15 protein-coding genes, 1 pseudogene and 1 riboswitch are annotated in these 19,193 nt (G+C 46.5%); of the genes and pseudogenes, 4 read left to right on the top strand and 12 right to left on the bottom strand.

The window, feature by feature from the left end; genetic code table 11:
• Window positions 1-88: 88 nt before the first annotated feature.
• From MKZ13_RS13630 to MKZ13_RS13600, 7 genes are all read right to left on the bottom strand, one after another.
• Entirely contained in the window at window positions 89-1,111 is a 1,023-nt protein-coding gene (locus MKZ13_RS13630) for an SDR family oxidoreductase (RefSeq protein WP_221819554.1), read from the bottom strand.
• A gap of 96 nt (window positions 1,112-1,207) precedes the next feature.
• A complete protein-coding gene (locus MKZ13_RS13625; RefSeq protein WP_074094860.1) occupies window positions 1,208-1,633 on the bottom strand; it encodes a cupredoxin domain-containing protein in 426 nt (141 codons plus the stop codon).
• A gap of 433 nt (window positions 1,634-2,066) precedes the next feature.
• Window positions 2,067-3,020, bottom strand: coding sequence for a DMT family transporter (locus MKZ13_RS13620; protein WP_221819555.1), 954 nt, complete (start codon window positions 3,018-3,020; stop codon window positions 2,067-2,069).
• A gap of 106 nt (window positions 3,021-3,126) precedes the next feature.
• Window positions 3,127-3,237, bottom strand: a riboswitch (purine riboswitch).
• Window positions 3,238-3,384: 147 nt separating this feature from the next.
• Window positions 3,385-5,604, bottom strand: a complete 2,220-nt coding sequence (locus MKZ13_RS13615) for a DEAD/DEAH box helicase (protein ID WP_339184663.1) — start codon at window positions 5,602-5,604, stop codon at window positions 3,385-3,387.
• On the bottom strand, window positions 5,601-6,944 hold the full coding sequence (locus MKZ13_RS13610; RefSeq protein WP_339184661.1) for an ATP-binding protein: 1,344 nt from the start codon (window positions 6,942-6,944) through the stop codon (window positions 5,601-5,603). Before MKZ13_RS13610 ends, MKZ13_RS13615 begins: the two co-directional genes overlap by 4 nt.
• A 6-nt stretch (window positions 6,945-6,950) precedes the next feature.
• Window positions 6,951-8,528: a TerB N-terminal domain-containing protein gene (locus MKZ13_RS13605; protein ID WP_339184659.1), complete on the bottom strand. Its 1,578-nt coding sequence runs from the start codon at window positions 8,526-8,528 to the stop codon at window positions 6,951-6,953.
• Window positions 8,529-8,842: 314 nt separating this feature from the next.
• Window positions 8,843-9,439, bottom strand: coding sequence for a biliverdin-producing heme oxygenase (locus MKZ13_RS13600; RefSeq protein ID WP_339184657.1), 597 nt, complete (start codon window positions 9,437-9,439; stop codon window positions 8,843-8,845).
• A 346-nt stretch (window positions 9,440-9,785) separates the two neighbouring features.
• Here MKZ13_RS13600 and MKZ13_RS13595 point away from each other — a divergent pair, with 346 nt between their 5' ends.
• The 4 genes from MKZ13_RS13595 (at window position 9,786) to MKZ13_RS13580 (ending at window position 12,724) form a co-directional block, all read left to right on the top strand.
• Entirely contained in the window at window positions 9,786-10,583 is a 798-nt protein-coding gene (locus MKZ13_RS13595; RefSeq protein WP_339184655.1) for a Nif3-like dinuclear metal center hexameric protein, read from the top strand.
• Between the two features lie 468 nt (window positions 10,584-11,051).
• Window positions 11,052-11,477, top strand: a complete 426-nt coding sequence (locus tag MKZ13_RS13590) for a DMT family transporter (RefSeq protein ID WP_339184652.1) — start codon at window positions 11,052-11,054, stop codon at window positions 11,475-11,477.
• A 45-nt stretch (window positions 11,478-11,522) separates the two neighbouring features.
• Window positions 11,523-12,221: a helix-turn-helix domain-containing protein gene (locus MKZ13_RS13585; RefSeq protein ID WP_339184651.1), complete on the top strand. Its 699-nt coding sequence runs from the start codon at window positions 11,523-11,525 to the stop codon at window positions 12,219-12,221.
• A gap of 14 nt (window positions 12,222-12,235) precedes the next feature.
• Window positions 12,236-12,724 (top strand): DMT family transporter, encoded by a 489-nt coding sequence (locus MKZ13_RS13580; RefSeq protein ID WP_339184649.1) that lies wholly within the window; start codon window positions 12,236-12,238, stop codon window positions 12,722-12,724.
• Window positions 12,725-12,813: 89 nt separating this feature from the next.
• Here the strand turns inward: MKZ13_RS13580 and MKZ13_RS13575 are convergent, their stop codons facing one another.
• From MKZ13_RS13575 to MKZ13_RS13555, 5 genes and pseudogenes are all read right to left on the bottom strand, one after another.
• Entirely contained in the window at window positions 12,814-13,530 is a 717-nt protein-coding gene (locus tag MKZ13_RS13575; RefSeq protein WP_036608916.1) for a YebC/PmpR family DNA-binding transcriptional regulator, read from the bottom strand.
• A 278-nt stretch (window positions 13,531-13,808) separates the two neighbouring features.
• Complete coding sequence (gene cysI, locus MKZ13_RS13570; protein ID WP_339184647.1) at window positions 13,809-15,530, bottom strand: assimilatory sulfite reductase (NADPH) hemoprotein subunit; 1,722 nt, start codon at window positions 15,528-15,530, stop codon at window positions 13,809-13,811.
• 53 nt (window positions 15,531-15,583) lie between these two features.
• Complete coding sequence (locus tag MKZ13_RS13565; protein WP_339184645.1) at window positions 15,584-17,419, bottom strand: assimilatory sulfite reductase (NADPH) flavoprotein subunit; 1,836 nt, start codon at window positions 17,417-17,419, stop codon at window positions 15,584-15,586.
• Between the two features lie 210 nt (window positions 17,420-17,629).
• Window positions 17,630-18,810: pseudogene (locus MKZ13_RS13560) on the bottom strand (IS3 family transposase).
• A 251-nt stretch (window positions 18,811-19,061) separates the two neighbouring features.
• Window positions 19,062-19,193, bottom strand: a complete 132-nt coding sequence (locus MKZ13_RS13555) for a hypothetical protein (RefSeq protein ID WP_339184642.1) — start codon at window positions 19,191-19,193, stop codon at window positions 19,062-19,064.

Genomic DNA, 19,193 nt, shown 5'->3' with positions numbered 1-19,193 from the left:
GGGTGCCTCCCCTAACAAGTGTCATTTTTTCTTGATTATAACGATTAAGCGCATGAATGTAAACACTTGATCATGAACGCCTTACTTCTCATTTCTCATCTCTGATCTTTAATAACGCTTCGTCTAGTGCGCCAACGACCTTGTCACACCATACATCAAATTCCGGATCTTCGGTCTGTAATTCAGGATGCGCCAGAATGTGCTCAATCGTACGTCGAATGCCCTGATCAGCTCTTGTCGTTGCTACAAATTCCGGAACAAGCCGCTTCAGCTTGCTGTTATCAAAGACAACGGTATTGGCTTTGTCACCCAGCAATCCGCCGCGAAGATCCTGATCACTGCATGCGGCCAAGAACTCAGAGGGTACATGCACCGCATGAAGCTTAACGCCCAACACACCAGCTATAATCTCATGAATCTGATTCCAGGTGACGGATTCATCCGAGGTGATATGTACCGATTCACCAATGGCATGGATATTTCCCATAAGCCCGATAAACCCTTTGGCAAAATCAGTATTGTGCGTAATGGTCCACAGTGAGGTGCCATCTCCGTGGATGATAACGGGTTTTCCTTCACGGATACGCTTGAGAACCTGCCAGCTGCCTTGAGCACCATGAACACCGAGAGGTACCGATTTGTCGCCATACGTATGGCTCGGACGCACGATGGTAACAGGAAACCCATGCTCGCGGTATTGTTTCATCAGATAGTCTTCACAGGCAATCTTGTTGCGAGAATACTCCCAGTATGGATTCGATAAGGGCGTACCTTCCGTGATCCGGTAATCAGCCAGAGGAGTCTGATACGCTGATGCTGAACTTATAAATATAAACTGCTTGGTTTTATCCTTGAACAAACGGTAATCTCGCTCCAATTGAGACGGTACAAAAGCGATAAAGTCTGCCACAACATCAAATTCCAGATCAGCTATCAGTTCCGCTACACGTGTCTCGTCATTAATGTCCGCTTGAAGTACGTTGACCTCACTAGGTAAGTCATCGTTATGATTGCCGCGATTAATTAAATACAGTTCACAGCCTTGCTGTGCAAGCATCTCCGTAATGGCCGTACTGATGGTGCCTGTCCCTCCAATAAATAGCGCTTTCATTTCGCCACCTCCTGATCGATTTTACCCACTTTTCCATGATATCACGCACCAAAAAAAGGAGCAAAGCTCGGTGACCCGAAACTTTGCTCCTTCTGTTTATACGACCTTAATCGTTGCATATATCATGTACATGCCGCAATGGATCTCATATTCTCCCTTGGGCAGATCTTTGTCGACCGTATAATAATTGGGTCCCTTTTGCATGTATAGATCCATGCCAAGCTTTTGTGATCCTACTGATTTCACATGTGTAACCGACCGGGTCAGAATAAAGTTGATTTTGGTCGGTACGCCAGCTTTCACCTCGATAACGTCTGGTCCAAAACCATCGTTGCTCACGTCCACATCAATGACTTCATATCCCTTCAAATCCTCCGCAGTCTCGGCTTGTGCTGTTACTGCACTTCCCGATCCCGGGGATACGTCTTTGCCCATAAAATAAACCAAAAATGATCCAAGCAGTACAACAACGGTCAGACCCAGCGTTAACCAAGGCCATGTTTTTCCAAACCAGCTTTTCATATAAACACTCCTCATTCGATGTCCCATCAATATTCAATCCACAGACGGATGTATTCTTTAAGCATACCTGATTCGCATGACAATGAAAATGACCCCTCTGGGCTATTGCGGTTGAGCTATATAAGTGGAACTAAAGAATATTTACACTGGACACTCCGATGACAGAACAACCTTTCGATCGCTGTTATCCCCAGATTTTTTGATTTCCTTTTTCAAAGGGTAAAATCCGGGAATAGCGTATGCTTCCGATGTAGCTTTCTTGCAGAAAGCTTGTAGGCGCACGCTTCGCTTCTTCAGATTATTTCTGTCCTCTCCGTTTCGTGTAAATGTTTAGTTCAATTTATATAGAATATTTCAATAGAAAAAGCCTGATTTCTCAGGCTTATCTACGGGTATTCCCGTTCATGCTTTGCAATATCCCTTTTTGTATAACTCAGGAATATATCGGTGTATTCCGACTTCGTCTCATGCGTAATTTATACAACTCTGGCAGGGCTACACCAATGAGCACTATAATAACTCCGAACCATTGCAATCCGCTGACATGCTCATGGAGCACGATTGAGGATAACAAAACTGCAATTGGAAGCTCCACTGCACCCAGGATTCCGGCCATGTCACCACCAATATGCGGAACGCCGATAGCGAACAGTACTGGTGGAATGAATGCCCCGAAGAATCCGAGTAGCAATCCAAATACAAGCAATTGGCTCCAGATCAATCCGTTAAAGAGGAATGTCGGCGGGAACAAAATGCACAGCAGGATCAATCCGCCTGTAACCATCCACGCACTGCGGAAGGCTGGATGCGCTGAAGGAACCGCTTTGCCGCTGAACAAGACAAACAGGGAATAACTTACGGCTGCCATTAGCCCAAGAGCAATACCCAGACCGTTGAACTCACCCAATCCTTGTTCCAGGAAACCCGCTGCCAGCAAGGTTCCACCGAACAGAATGATCAACGTCAGGAACGTGACTTTGTCTGGACGTTGTCGTTTGCTTATCGCCTGAATCAATACACTAATCCAAGTGAACTGGAACAACAGGATAATGGCAAGTGAAGCCGGAATGTAACGCAAAGACTGATAATACACGAGACCTGTAATTACGGTTGGTGTTCCAGCAGCCATCAATATCAGACGTTGTTTCCACGTCAACCGCTTGAATACCTGTGCCACGGCTCCTGATGCTTTGCCATTTGCCTGTGACTTACGTTTTGTTCTAAATCTTGTGTATAGCGCCAGCATCCAGGATAGAAGAAAACCCGTGATCAGCTGTGCTCCCACAACCTCTCCAAGTTTATATCCTTCGCCGTACGCCAGAACCACAATCGTGGATAATATGCCATAGCTCATCGCTCCCGCGAGAACGGACAGATAATATTTCATTGTGAATAAACCTCCTGATGATAAGAAAAATACGCCCGCATGTTGGTTCATGCCAATGTCACAGACACCATCTAAATGCAAAAAATCCTAACTACGAGCAAGGAATACATTGATTCCTTGGCATCGTAGTTAGGAAGTATAGGCTTCCCGTAGAGACCCTCGCCCTGTGTACACTTTCGGCCTGCGAGGTTATACGAAATGATATATGCAATTTGATGTAATTCGTGTGTGACGACTTTTCATATATTACATGGGAGGTGAGATGGTGTCAACCCTATTCCGTCTAAAAAGTTGAACTACATTATTACACCGAGTCGCTTCGATCGCTGTACTATACTTCGAGTACTCTGATTACGTAAAAACGTCATGTCCGATTGGAGCCTGAGGAGTCCCACTCCAATGTTTGTTGTAAACCTGCCTTCAATCCATCCAGATCCAGCCCATCTACGGCAAAAGCCTCACGGATCAAAGGCGGCGCGACAAATTCATCATACTTGCCCAGATAAGGCGCTTCATCTTCAGCCAGTAACGTAGATGCGTCTTCAGCCGTTCGACACTCACTCATAATCTCAGCTAACAATGTTCGTTCATCGACCTTGCCGGACACTACAAAATAATATGGCTCCATGGGCACAACCGAACGCAAGGCAAGTTTCTTGGACAGATTATGCTTCATCAAGCGCTCCAATGTACGGAAAGATTTACTTCCCACCCAAGGAAGAACATACAACGAATCTCCCCCTGCCGGAATCACGACCTGCTTCAACAGTCCGCTTTCACGAGCTAGGCGGCGCGCCCGTTCAAGTCGATTGACGGCTTGTGGTGACAGGTAGGGATAGATCACGGAGTCGGACAACACTTCACGCATTTTCTGTACCACCGACGTATGAATATCTCCTCCCGCTCCAAGCCATAACGTATCTACTTTACCTTTTGCTGACTTCACATACACAGCCTTGTGCTTGTGATCGACCTCTTCCACTTTCCACAGTTTGCCTGCGAGCGAGAAGCAATAGCCAGGTGGGGGTACGGTTGTAATCGAACCAATCTCTTCCGATCCGTTTAAAACTTTATGTTCCTCATCATCCTTAAACACCGCGTAGAAGCGATAATTATTCACGATTTTCTCACCTGTCAGACCGATAATCAATGTTCGATCCTCTGTCCATTGCAGGTGATCCGTCTCAATGAGGTAATTCAGGAAAACCTGATATTGATCAGGTCTAATCAACGCAAATGGAGCCAACGAAAGGATGGCTTCTGCAAGATCTCTCGGCTCCGCCTCCCCCATACTTTTCAACATGCTCATCGTCTGATGATAGAGCACACCTATGGGCATTTTGCGGGCTTCAAGCGGCTCGACCCACTTCGTTTTTACATATAGTTCGATAACAGCAATCGCACGCATCAAAGTCCACGGCATACGCGCTGGCAATTGCGCTTCCTCATCCTCTTCCTCCGGACATACAAAAAGCATCTCTGATGCCATGTCCTCTCGTCTGCCTGATCGTCCCAGACGCTGTACAAAGCTGGACGCACTATACGGTGCACCGAGCTGAACCACACGTTCCAGTTCGCCCAGATCGATGCCTAGTTCAAGCGTGACCGTTGCCGCAGCAACCGCGGGCCCCGACCCGGTGCGCAGAGCAGCTTCCGTCTCTTCCCTCAACATGGCGGAGATACTTCCATGATGCACATGGAACACATCACGTTCCTGCCTGCGAGCCGCGACCCGCCGCATCTCAAGAATGGTAACTTCAGCATCTGTGCGGCTGTTGGTGAAGATCAGCGCTTTTTTGCGATGTGTGCTCTCATAGATGAAGTCATAGTACGCTTTACGTGCGTTATGAAGCTGCTCCGCCTGCTCCTCGTCCTGCGCATCTGGAAAAGAGAAATGTTCCACTCGCAGGCGCAGCTTGCGACCACCTGGAGAAGAGACCACATCCACTCCCTGCTGCGTTCCGGCAGCAAGCCAAGATGTAGCCGCATCATAGTCACTAAGTGTAGCGGACAAGCCCACTCTTCGCGGTGCACAGCCAGCCATACGCTCGATTCTGGCAAGTTCGCTGAGTACTTGAATACCTCGATCTGCTCCCATAAAGGCATGCACCTCATCGATGATGACATATCGCAAGTCATGAAACAGCGCCGGGATTGCATTCGGTCGATTCATGAGCAGACCTTCCAGCGATTCTGGCGTTATCTGGAGCACACCAGACGGATTCTTCATCAGTTTTGTTTTCTCCGCCTGAGGTACGTCCCCGTGCCAATGCCAAACCGGAATATTTCCTTCGGATAACAGATCCTTAAGACGTTCAAATTGGTCATTAATCAGGGCTTTCAGAGGTCCAATGTACAAAATGCCAACCGACTTGGAAGGCCGTTCATACAGCTCGGTCAATGCAGGAAAAAAAGCCGCCTCCGTCTTGCCGGAGGCCGTTCCCGCCGCAATCAGCATATGATGCGGGGTATGAAAACAGATATTGCAGGCCTCAATCTGGGCAGGACGAAGCGACTCCCATCTTTTTTTATAAATAAATTCCTGAACAAACGGCGCCAGCCGATAGAACGAATTATCACTCATAATTCAAACTCCGCCAGAAAGTCGTCCAGATCATCCGTATTTGCGGAAGCATCTGCCCCTTTACCCGTTTCCTGAGGTTTCGCAGCCCGCTCGCCAAGTAATTGAGTATAAGTCACTTCAGGATTCTGGTGTAACGTATGCAGTACATCCATAAAATCCCGTACCACTTCACGCGTGGTCAGCAATTCATCCGCACCCAGTCGGTTCACCGCCGTTTGCATAAAATCAACCAATTGTTCATCCGTCAGACTTGCGCTGTATCCAAAATGCAGAGCATGAATCTGCCGCAGCTTCTGGAGCAGAATCAGAATCTCTTCATGTGATAACATCGCCAGCTTCAGGATCGGACCTGTGTAATTCGCATACGCTTTGGCTGCATAACGACCATCAATAAGCCTGGAGCGAAGCGCTTCATAACTGTATAATCCGCGCCGTTCATCCTCTACGAATTGCGGCGTACCACCTACAAATATGCCCAGGTGCTCCGCCTTGCCCTGCATCGTATCATTGAACATGGTCAGCAATTTCTCATAGTTGCTTTGGCGGGAGACACTGTTTGTAATTTTGTACAGATTCACCGCTTCATCAATGAACAACAGCAATCCTTTGTAACCAATGCGCGCTGTGAATTCAGACCACAATTTGAAGTAGTCGTACCAGTTGTCATCGTCAATGATAACGCCAACAGCCAGTTCTTTTTTCGCTTCCGTTTTGGTTGCAAATTCTCCTCGAAGCCAGCGAAGTGCCGCCTGTTTGCGATCATCATCAGCCAGCTTGTATCCGTTCCAGTACGACGCCAGTACTTTGGCAAAATCAAAACCGTGAACCAGATTCTGCATCTCACCCGTCACCGCATAGATCTGTTTCTCTACTTCCAGTGGCAAAGTGGGATCATCCGGGCGCAGATTCTGACGCTGCATCGTGGATTGTTGCAACCCTGCGATCCATTTTTGCAAAATAGGCTCCAGCGCTCCCCCATCCGGGCGTGTGCGTGTAGACAGACGAGTCATCAGTTCGCGGTATGTGGCAAGTCCCTGCCCTTTGGTTCCCACCAATCGACGCTCTGGTGAAAGATCGGCATCTGCCACAACGAAATCCCGATCCATCGCATAGTTACGAATCATTTGCAAAAGAAAGCTTTTACCGCTGCCGTAACGACCCGTAATGAGTTTAAACGCTGCGCCGCCCTCCGCAATATTGTCCATATCCCGCAAAATGGCTTCCACTTCCGGTTTCCGACCAACAGCAATCTGCTCTAGCCCAATTCGTGGGACAACACCCGCCGTCAATGAATTTACAAGTGCGGTGGTCAGCCGCTTTGGTATTTTAAGTTCTGTCACTGCGTATCACCTCTTCACATGTTCGAACACATCTATATAATCAGGAACAATCCGATCACCATCAATCAGAAGATCACCGATCGTTTCCATAGCCACATCATTAATTTCATCCAGCAGAAGCGTAGGCATCGTTCCATATTGCTCAGCCAGACGCATCAGCTCCGTATCTGGACTTGCGCCAAGTAGGACATGAATCGTTTGCACCTGCTGAGGGGAGAGTTCATTGGCAAAGAGCAGCCATTCTTCATCCAGATCAGCCTCAACAGACTCGTCCCACTGCAACTCAATCGATTCTGCTGACGCTCCTGTTACAATCTCTTCTAAGGATGGGTCCGGCACCGTGGAATCTTCAGTTGGAGTGATCTCATCCCTTGCTTCCAGCGCATCTATTGGATTACTTGCAACATTTGCACTGTTAACCTCTTCATCCTTCACTTCAGAAGCGTGATCATCCTCAATCGTAAGTGCCATTCGCACGTACTCACTTTCCTGCTGTAACGATGTCAATTTCTCCGTATCAATACGAATCACCGGTTGTTCCACAGACTCCGCCTGCTCGGTCGCATATGTTTTGTCCAGGTAACGTTCAATCAGATTTGCAAGTTCAGGTTCAAGAGTCTGTCCTCGCAATCGGCCTCTGAATCCGCGCAATTCACGAAGTTTATTTTCAGTACATCGATAGATCCGCGTAACCATCTGCACAAATTCAGCCTGTTCACCTATGGGCATATATCTGAACGATACCGATCTTCCATAGATCGAATCATCATAGACTGCTTTGCGAAACAGAATGCGCTCCATCGTGCGTTCATCGTTAGGATCACACTCAGGCAACAGTCCAACTTGTCGCGTACGTTCCAGGTACGAATCAACCAAGGCCATGACCCGCGGGATGTACTGCTCCATCACTTCTTTGCCGCCATCTCTGTAGAATTTACTGAGCGTAATATCGTAATCATAGTATCTTTGCAGCATATTCAGCGATATATCCGATACATTATCCTGTAAAATACGTTGCAGCTCCCTATCCAGCATCTCTGCTGGCAGGTATCCGCCCGAAAGGACCATGACCTCGGATAAGGACATTTCCATCTGATGGACCAGCACATAATCGACCATCCACTCTTGCATATATATATTTAATTGAGGCAACCGTTCACGGTAGTTCACCCATAGCTGCTTTAATTGATCATAACCATCCTGAGGATTCTGCCAGCCAATGCCGTTAATTAACTCGTAGATATGAACAAATAGATAGGACAGATCGGTATCCGGGTATCTCCCCTGACGCACTTCCTTCCTCCAAAACAAATACCACTTGCGCTGGGCTTCATTCATCACGCCATACGTTGGCCAGTAACTCATAAAGGGAACCCACGGGGATACATCCCCCTTCATCTCTGCCCACTGTTTTGCTTCCTCTACAAAACGTTTCTCTGAGGACAATATGCCTCCACGATGCTGCATCGTATCATGTGCAGACTGCACAATGGTTGAACGATCAGGAACCGGAACTGCTGCTGTTTCAGGTTCTTCACTCAGATCTATCTCCATAAATTCCAATTGTCTTGAGTTGTCTTTCATAGAACGTTATCTCACCCTCCTCCAAGACATAATACGAACAAGTGTATCCATAGGGATCATTATATCACTTGTCCTGTGTCTGCGGTGACGAAATTTAGACATTCCTGGACACAAAAAAGAAGGCATTTCTGCCCTCTTTTTATCAAGTATTTTTAACTTTTTCACAAATTGATGATATCTTGGTCAAATCGAACGTTGCACAGACGTAATCACACGACAATTGCACGATTTTTCCCTTCACTTTTTGTTATTTCTTGGACTTCGGTTCGGCCATGGCCAGGAAAATCTCCTCTCATGATGTTATATAAGGGATGTTACTTGTCCGTATTAATCCACTGGTCCAGCAGTCGGAATGTCTCTGATGCACTGTGTACCATGTTGTCATGATCTTCTGGAGTACTGATGGACTGCTGCAGCAAACCTGTAAACTCGCTCCATCTTGTTCTTGTCTCTGAGCCGTAGGCGTTGAAATATTCCAATCCACGATCCGCCTCAATCGGCAGGAACTGCGACAAACGTTTGGTCATAATCTGTCCACCGTTCGTGGACCCCTCAATTACATACAGATATCCGAACAAACGGGCAGGTGTTGAAATATCCGGCAGTTCTTCACAGAGTGGAAGTTGGCTGATTTCCTCTTCACTGGCACCCAGATTTCGTAAATCTTTTTCCAAAAGTCCAGCCTTGCCTCTAATCTCAATATCCAGTCCCGTACTTTCCCAGAAAGGCTGCTGTACAGCCTGATCCTCCAGCGGTTTCAGGAATCCATAAAATTTCTCTAAATATGTTCTATATTCTTCTATATTCACGGTTTGACTCATAATGGCTTTTGCATAAGGGTTCTGTTCTACTTGTCTGTGATAATGAGCTGTCTCGCTCTTCAGACGTTCCATAATAGTTGTTGCTGTCATCGTAGTTATCCCCTTTCACAATCTGTTCTATTGTTGCAAATGAATGCGGACCTCAACTGATTCTCAGTATATTGAAATGGAAACTGCTTTCCTTGCACTCAGCTCCATTTAATACAAGCAAAGGCTCTATGTAAGTATACTTATTCTTGTTTGAGAAAACTATATGAATCCAACATCCGTGTACAGCACAATTCATTGCTCCGTTGTTATCTTAACCGACTGTAATCTGTATGTTTAAGTATTAACCGAAAACAATAAAAACGACCCTATAATCTGGAAGGCAGTAGATTTCAAATGCCAACATGGTACACTAACTTTATATCCTGTCATTGGAGGAATGCATTCTATGGATCTTACTGTTCAAGACGTTGTACTTCATCTCACAGATAACATTAAATTGCCGGAAAACACGGTAGATCAGCTCATTACGGGCTCACTTGATCGTAAGGTCACAGGGATTATCATTGCTTTTATGCCCACACATTATGTTATTGAACAAGCCATACAGGAAGGTGCAAACTTGATCATTGCGCATGAATCTCCATTTTATAACCATCACAGTCATACGGATTGGCTTGCAAATGATTCGGTTTATGCGGACAAAAGAAAGTTGATCAACGAAGCAGGCATTTCCATCTATCGATGTCATGATATCATCCACCGCTTCCAACCGGATGGCATTACTGAAGGACTGATTCGGGCATTGGGGTGGTCCTCTTATGTGAAGGAACGACTACCGGAAGCAGACGTCCTTTCTTTTCCGGAAGGAAGCACCGTTGAAGTTATTGCTCACCATGTGAAAAGTTCCCTGGGGATCGATTATGTACGCGTTGCAGGCAATGCGGAAATAGTCTGTAGACGCGCAGCGGTACTGGTAGGTTTTCGTGGTAATGGACATGTGACGATTCCCTTGATTCAGAACGAGCAATTGGATCTCATCATTGCTGGAGAAGGATTCGAATGGGAGACACCGGAATATATCCGTGATGCCACGCAGCAGGGCAAGTCCAAGGCACTAATCATGATGGGACATGCCGAGAGTGAGGCTCCGGGAATGAAGCTATTAGCAGACAGGTTGGCAGAACGTTTTCCCGAATTGTCTGTCAGATTTGTAGGCGAGAAGCCTGTGTACACTTTGATCTAATAGAATCATTGGATTTGAACGGAGAGGATCTTTTAGCTGATTGCTTCTAATCTGACTGCCTATCCTACCCTGGAGACTTGGATATTTTCTATGCTCCGGGGTACGCTGGGCAGACTCTCGTTTCATTTCTTGGATAGCTAACGAACCTGACACACTCTATTTAGCGAATAATTGCTGATTTTCAAAAGTAACGAATCGTAGACACCCTATTCCTCCATCCCCCCTGTTTACCGTCCATTTCTACCCAACATAGCCCAATTAGCATCGCTGACATTCGTTAGATTATGATGAAAACTGAGTACTGAGCACATATGCCACGCATCTCTGCATGCCCCATCTGGATTTACCGAGTTCTTTATAGTACTCTAGATGCTGTGACTTCAAAGCTCAGGACATTTGTCCTTGGCGTTCAGAGTCAATTTATCATTTAATAATAGAAGTCGAAGTGATTGAATAAGGAGCGTACATATGAGAGGAATTATTTTTGCATTACTGGGCGGCGCGTGTATCACTCTCCAAGGGGTTGCCAATACTCGGATTAGCACCGACATGGGCACATGGCAGGCCGCTACGATTACACAACTGACAGGATTCATCTTAGCGGCGCTGATCCTAATATTTGTTAGAGACACCAACTTTCAAGGACTCAAACAAGTAAAACCTATGTACTTGGCTGGAGGTGCTTTTGGCGCCGTCATTATTTTCAGCGAAGTGACGGCCATTCAGCAAATCGGGGTTACATTCACGATCTCGGCTCTGCTCATTGCCCAGCTGTTCCTGACTTTTCTGGTGGATAGTAACGGATGGTTCGGTGTCGTGAAACAAAAGATGAAACTGCCGCAATTTCTGGGCATTGCCTTAATGGTGACTGGTGTCATTATTATGAAACTATAGTTTTTGGAGAAGGATTGAAACATATCGTCGGGGGTGAATCACAGCGTGCAAGAGTTCCATAACGAGCAACAATTAATGCAATATTTGAAGCAATATCAACTCGAAACTGTATTTCACGAGCCCCTGCGTGCACATATGACGTTATGCCACTTTGAGAAGTGTGAACTGATCTGTCGTGAAGGGGAAACTTCCGAATATTTGTACGTACTGGTTGAGGGTAAAATCAAGATTTTCACCACCTCCGCTCAGGACAAAACGCTGGTGCTTTGTTTCAAAACACCGCTTGAAGTGGTCGGTGACATAGAGTATGTCCGTGAAAGCGATATTGTTAATACGGTTCAGGCCGTGTCACCTGTGGTGATGCTTCGCATTCATTATCAGTGGCTCGCTGAGCTTGCCAGCGATTATGCACCTTTGCTTAAATTTCTGCTTAAAATCATCTCACACAAATTCTACATTGACTCGAACTTTTCCAATTTCAACCTGATGTATCCCGTTGAGGTTCGTCTAGCCAGCTACCTGCTCTCCATCTCGACAGAAGAAGCGGGCAGTATCGTTCACGAAGAGCTGGACGCGTTCAATCTGACCGACATCGCGAATCTGATCGGCACCAGTTACCGACACCTGAACCGGGTCATCCAGAAGCTCTGTGCAGACGGGTTAATTGAACGACATCAGGGATTGATTATGATTAAGGACCGGGCGGGTCTACGTGAAATAACAGGTCACAATATTTATGAATAAGGAGTTCGACAACCATGTTAATCACAGGTATTTCGCTTGCACTACTGGCAGGTGCACTTGTCAGTCTGCAAACGATTTTTAATAGCAAAGTCAATGAACGCACCGGTTCATGGTCCACAACAACGATGGTGCTTTTCACCGGATTCCTTGCTTCTTTCCTCATCTCTCTGCTGGTAGAGGGCAAAAATACATTCAGCTTCCAGCATATGCAACCCTGGTACTGGCTCAGTGGAGCCATCGGGGTTGGCGTGGTCTTCTGTCTCGTGCAAGGGATGAAGCTGCTTGGTCCCACGTACGCCATCTCGATCGTGCTAACATCTCAATTGAGTTTTGCGCTACTATTTGATTCCATGGGGTGGCTCGGTCTGGAGCAAATTCCTTTTTCGTGGAATCAGCTGCTCGGTGTACTTGTCATTGTTGGCGGAATTGTATTGTTCAAGTTCGGTGGAAGTAAATCGAAAAAATCAGATCAGTCCCCTGGAACGTTACAGTCCAACTCATAAACGAACAAAAAAAGAGTGTCCGTCCAATCCAGGAGATTGGTCAGACACTCTTTTTTTGCAATCATACTACTACATATCGTATCGCTATCTTATACGAACTCTACGTTATGGTAGACTTGTTGAACATCTTCAAGGTCTTCAAGCGCATCGATCAGTTTCTCGAACTGGGCTTGTGCATCCTCTGGAAGTTCAATATGGTTTTGCGCAAGCATCGTCAGCTCGGCTACTGTGAACTCAGTAATACCCGCAGCTTTGAATGCTTCTTGTACAGCGTGGAATTGATCCGGTTCTGCATATACAATTACAGCATCGTCTTCGTCCACGATATCACGTACATCCACATCTGCTTCAAGCAAAAGTTCCAGTACTTCCTCGGAGTTTTTGCCTTCTATACCGATAACCGCTGTTGGATCAAACATGTAAGCAACAGAACCACTGACACCCATGTTGCCCGCGTTTTTGTTAAACGCAGAGCGCACTTCCGGCGCAGTACGATTCACATTGTTGGTGAGTGCATCAACGATGACCATCGCACCATTCGGTCCGAAACCTTCATAACGCAACTCTTCATAGTTCTCATCCCCGCTGCCTTTAGCTTTTTCCATCGCACGATCAATGATGGCTTTGGGTACATTATACGTTTTGGCACGTTCCAGCACGACTTTCAGTGCACGGTTCGCTTCCGGGTCCGGTTCGCCCTTCTTGGCAGCTACATAGATCTCAACGCCGAATTTAGCGTAGACCCGGCTCGTGTTTGCATCTTTTGAAGCTTTCTTTTCCTTGATATTATTCCACTTACGACCCATATCGTTTCCGCTCACTTTCAACATGTAATCTGCTTTCTACTATGCCATTATATCTTGTTGAGCGTACTTCAACAAGTTAATACACACGAAATAATGGGATTAACTACGGTGATTATCCATCTCCATTTGAAGATTAGCCTCAGTTTATCCTCTCATAAATCTCTCAGCAGCAACTAACGTTACCTCTATTCACCCCATATATAGCAGACAAGAAGCACCCCATAAAGGAATGCTTCCGCCCTAAATCAGTCCTAATTTCAGTTATCTTACCCGGTCAATTAAGCGTGGAATTGTCGACCATCCAACACTTCAGGAACATAACCCGCACGAATGACAAAGTCTCCGAAATGTTCCCCTTCATTGCGTTCTTTGGCATACTGGTTCACCATTGGAGTTAACGTATCCAGAATCTCGGTTTCGCCAATGTTTTCTTTGTACAGCTTATTCAAGCGATGTCCGGTGAAGCTGCCACCGAGATACATATTGTATTTACCTGGTGCTTTACCGATAAATGAAATCTCTGCCAGCATCGGTCTTGCGCATCCGTTCGGGCAGCCGGTCATGCGAATGACAATCTCTTCGTCTCTCAGCCCGGCTTCGTCGAGTACAGGCTCCAGTTTATCGATCAGGGACGGCAAGTAACGTTCGGACTCAGCCATGGCGAGACCGCAAGTCGGAAGCGCAACACAAGCCATGGAACTTCTGCGCAGCGCAGAATAATGTGCACCATCAGTCAGGTTATACTGCTGAATCAACGCTTCAATCTTTTTCTTTTTCTGGCTGCTGATATTACCGATGATCAGATTCTGGTTCGCAGTCAGTCGGAAATCACCCGTATGCACTTTGGCAATTTCACGTAGACCCGTCATGAGCGGATAGCCGTCTACATCTTTTACACGACCATTCTGAATGAACAGCGTGTAGTGCCATCTGCCATTATTACCTTTTACCCAACCATATCGATCTCCGTTAGTCTCAAAATGATACGGACGTGTTGCATCCAGTTTCCAACCCAAACGGGTAGTCAACTCTTCAATGAACCACTCCACACCACGGTCATCCAGCGTATATTTGAAACGAGCATGTTTACGAACGGCACGATCTCCATAATCACGCTGAATCATAACTGTTTTCTCTGCAACATCAATCATTTGCTCTGGCGTACAGAAACCAATGACTTTGGACACCTGAGGATAGGTTTTGGCGTCACCATGAGACATCCCCATGCCGCCACCAACGGAAACGTTGAAGCCTTGCAGCTTGCCGTTCTCCACAATAGCAATAAAGCCAAGATCCTGTGAATAGACATCCACATCATTGGATGGTGGTACAGCAATACCGATTTTGAACTTCCGTGGCAAATACACTTTGCCATAGATTGGTTCAACTTCTTCGTCCGAGTCCTGGGAATCAATCACTTTCTCTCCGTCCAGCCACAGCTCATGATAAGCCCGGGTGCGAGGGTCCAGATGATTACTCACCTGACATGCCCACTCATACACTTCAGCATGCACATCGGATTGATTCGGATTCGGGTTACACATCACGTTACGGTTTACGTCACCACATGCAGCCAGTGTGCTTAACAACGAATCATTCACTTCGCGAATGGTGTTCTTAAGATCCCACTTCAGTACACCATGCAGTTGGAAAGACTGACGTGTGGTCAGACGAATCGTCTCGTTCGCATATTTATGTGCCACTCTGTCCATCATCAACCACTGCTCCGGGGTTACAACCCCACCGGAAGCACGCACACGTAACATGAATTGGTATGCAGGCTCCAGTTTAGATTTGTGACGCTCATTACGCAGGTCGCGGTCATCCTGCATATAACTGCCGTGGTGTTTCATCAGACGGTTGTCGTCCTCAGGAATTGCGCCCGTGATGCGATCGGCCAACGTTTCGGTCAGACTTCCGCGCAAGTAATCACTTTTGATCTTTATATCTTCCACATCACTATTCGTGCGCTGTGGGTTAAGTAAGTTATTATAAACCATGCTGCTTTCTCCTCTCGTCTCTGCGGGATGGTGCAATCCGGCTGGGCCGGTAATTAATAGACGTCCCGCTGATAACGTTTCTCCTGCTGTAACCGTGTCAGATATTCCGATGCCTGCTCAGGCGATAGACCGCCTTCTTGTTCAAGAATCGTGGTGAGCGCAGCATGCACATCATGTGCCATTTTTTTCTCGTCGCCACAGATATATACGCTTGCACCTTCCTGAAGCCACTGGTACAGTTCTTTGCTGTGTTCCAGCATGCGATGTTGTACATACACTTTCTGTTCCGTATCACGTGAAAAGGCTACATCCATCTTCGTGAGCACACCATCTTTGAGCCAACGTTGCCATTCCGTCTGGTACAAGAAGTCCGTGGCGAAATGCTGATCTCCGTAGAACAGCCATGTCTTGCCCTCTGCTCCTGTTTCTTCACGCTCACCAAGGAAAGATCTGAACGGCGCCACACCTGTACCTGGGCCAACCATGATGATCGGTGTATCCGGGTTCTCAGGCAACTTAAAATTCGGGTTATGCTGTATATATACAGGCAAGGTGTCGCCAGCTTCGATTCGTTCAGCCAGATGTACCGAGCATACACCGTAACGTTCTCTGCCACGCGCTTCATAACGTACCGAACGAACAGTAAGATGAACTTCATCCGGGAAAGACTTCGAACTACTCGCTATGGAGTATAGACGTGCCGGAATTTTGCGAAGAGCAGCTACAAATTCTCCGGCAGGAATCCCTTTCAGATTATAATCCTGAACCAGATCCAGCAGATCACAGCTATTCATGACTGTGCGGAATTCGGAATCATCTGCGAGTAACGCCGTCAGGCCACTCCCAGGATTCAGTTTCGCAAGTTGTTCCACGACCGGTTTCGTCACAGCTGTAATTTCAAAATAACGCAGCAATGCTTCGTGCACAGATGCCTGATCGCCGTTTTTATTCACGGTCACGCGTTCATCGGCATTCCATCCCATGGCTGCAATCAATTCCTCCACAAGGCGCGGATGATTCTCAGGGAATACCCCAAGGCTGTCACCTGGCTCGTAGTCCAGGCTGGAGCCTTCCAAAGACAACTCAATGTGGCGTGTTTCACGGTCCGATCCTCTGCCATTCAGATTGAGATTCTCCAAAACTTCAGCCTTGAATGGATTCGTGCGATCATATTCGGATTCCCCGCCGCTCACCGCAGCTGTGACACCCTGAGTGGTTACCTTACTCGCACCAGCAGATGTACTGCTTAAGGATGCCAGTACTTCATTCATCCACTCCGCAGCTGCTTCATCAAAATCAACATCACAGTCCACGCGCGGTACAAGAGCTGTACCCCCCAATTCCTGCAATCGTTTATCGAAATCCTTACCTGTCTGACAAAAGAACTCATAGGAGGTATCTCCCAGAGCCAACACCGAGTAACGAAGTCCTTCAAGCTTTGGAGCCCGTTTGCTGTTCAGGAATTCATGCAGCGGAATCGCATTATCCGGTGGTTCGCCTTCGCCATGCGTACTGACGATGATGAGAAGATTTTCAATTTTCTTGAGTCCGTTCGGTTTGAAATCTCCCATCGATGACAACGTTACCTGAAGACCTTGCTCTTCAAGTTTCTTGGCCATCTTCTTCGATAGGCCACTGGAATTCCCGGTTTGTGAACCAAAAAGCACGGTAACTTCCCGGGATACTGGCGGAGCACTGACAGGTGCAATACCTGTAGTTGGTGCAGCCTGTACCAGGTTAGCTGGAGCCGCTATAGTCGCGCTTGTCTGAATTGCTGCAATATATCCGCTCAACCAAGTACGTTGTCCATCGGTCAATGTAGGAATAAGACGATTAAGCAGTTCAACTTGTTCTTGATTAAAAGGGCTGTTTGTCACTTGAAGTTCCACTGTTTGCCACCTCGCGCATTGCTTCGATTTTAATTCCGACTAAAATCATCACATTAATTTAATTTCTTCTCTCTAAAACCTAACACACCGGGTGTTGAGGGTCAATTTCAATGATTTTATAGCATTTATCAGTTTCGCTGATAAAGGACAAAAAACAACAAAAACCCTCCTTTTGGTCTTACCCCTGTCAAGTAGACAGATGGAAAAAAGCTATGCTGCCAGTGCGCATCGATATTCAATCGGTGCGCGCTGTTTGAGTTTGGCTTGAAATCGTCGGTAGTTGTAATGGTACATATAATCTTCCACGGCTTGTCGAATCTCTGCTTCTGAATTACACTGGTTAAGGTACAGCTTCTCTGTCTTGAGATGCGAAAAGAAGGATTCGATGCATGCGTTATCCAGGCAGGTTGCTTTGCGAGAGTGGCTGCCCTTCACGCCGAATGCTTCTAATCGTGTGTTGTACGCCTGAGATGTGTATTGGAAGCCTTGATCCGAATGGAGCACGGCTTCCGAAACGTCTCTTTTTTGTGTCCATTGTTCCACCGTATCCAATACGAGCTGAACATCGTTCCGTTTAGATAATTGCCAAGCTACAATTTCGTTGTTGAACAAGTCTTGAATGACAGACAGATAAACGAATGTGTTTCCATCCGAAATATAAGTAATATCCGTCACCATTTTTTGCTGGGGGGCTGTGGCATGAAATTTGCGCTTCAGGCGATTCGGATAAATCACAGATGGCGTATAGCTGGACTTCTTCCGCTTCTTACGAATGACCGATTGGATCGATAGTTCCCGCATGATTCGCCATACTTTCTTGTGATTAACGTTCAGACCAGCCTCCCAGAGCGCCGTTGTCATGCGAGGATAACCAAACTCTCGGTTTGCAAAATGAATAGCCATCATGTGTTCTTTGATCTCACGATCACGGTCTTGTCTTGCGTCTCGCTGCGGCTGTGTTGCTCGCCATTTGTAATAACTGGAACGGGGTATTCCTGTAATCGATAATAGGCGTGTAATGCTATGCGAGCAGCGCAATTCGTCTATGATATCGTAGTTCTCCCGTTGGCTCAGCGCTTCTCCTTTACTAGATTTGGATACCGCTTTTTTAAATAATCCACCTGTGCTTGAAGGTAGTCACGTTCTTCTTCTACACTGCTAAAGGCAGTACGGGGACGTCCTTTCATTGGATTCGGAACATTGTTTTTTCGCTCATCGAACGATTCCCCGTTTTTCCACTTTTTCACCCACACCTTCAGTTGTGAACAGTTTCGAATTCCTTCGCGTTCAGCTACCACTTTATAACTTGAAGACCCTTCGACATAGGATCTAACCGCATTCAATTTAAATTCTTCGGTATACGTCTGAAATGTTTGTCCTTTTTTTGCCATAAAAATATCCCCTCCAAGTGTCACTTGAACCCTCATGATAACATGAAGGCTTTTTCAAGTGTCTACTTAAAGGGGATAATACCACTTTCAAATCAAGGACGGTTTTGTTTTATTTTTTAATTTGGCGGCCAGCTCAAGTTGAAGTGGAAAGTGGAATATATGAACAAGGCTAACTCCAAAAGGCTTACTCCAACCTGAGTTCCAGGTCAAAGTAAGCCTTCTTTTTCATACGTTACGATTCTGGTGTATCATCATTTATTCCATACCAATTTGCTCATCATCGCATATAACAACGTAGCCGATTCGGCTCGGGTTGCTTCGGCAAGTGGTTTCACCTCACCGTTGTACCCGTGGGCGATGCCCAGATCCACAAGTAAAGCCAC

The organism is Paenibacillus sp. FSL R5-0701, assembly GCF_037973995.1.
Taxonomy (GTDB): domain Bacteria; phylum Bacillota; class Bacilli; order Paenibacillales; family Paenibacillaceae; genus Paenibacillus.
Note: the sequence above shows the minus strand (reverse complement) of the source record. Positions and strands in the feature narration are given on the sequence as shown.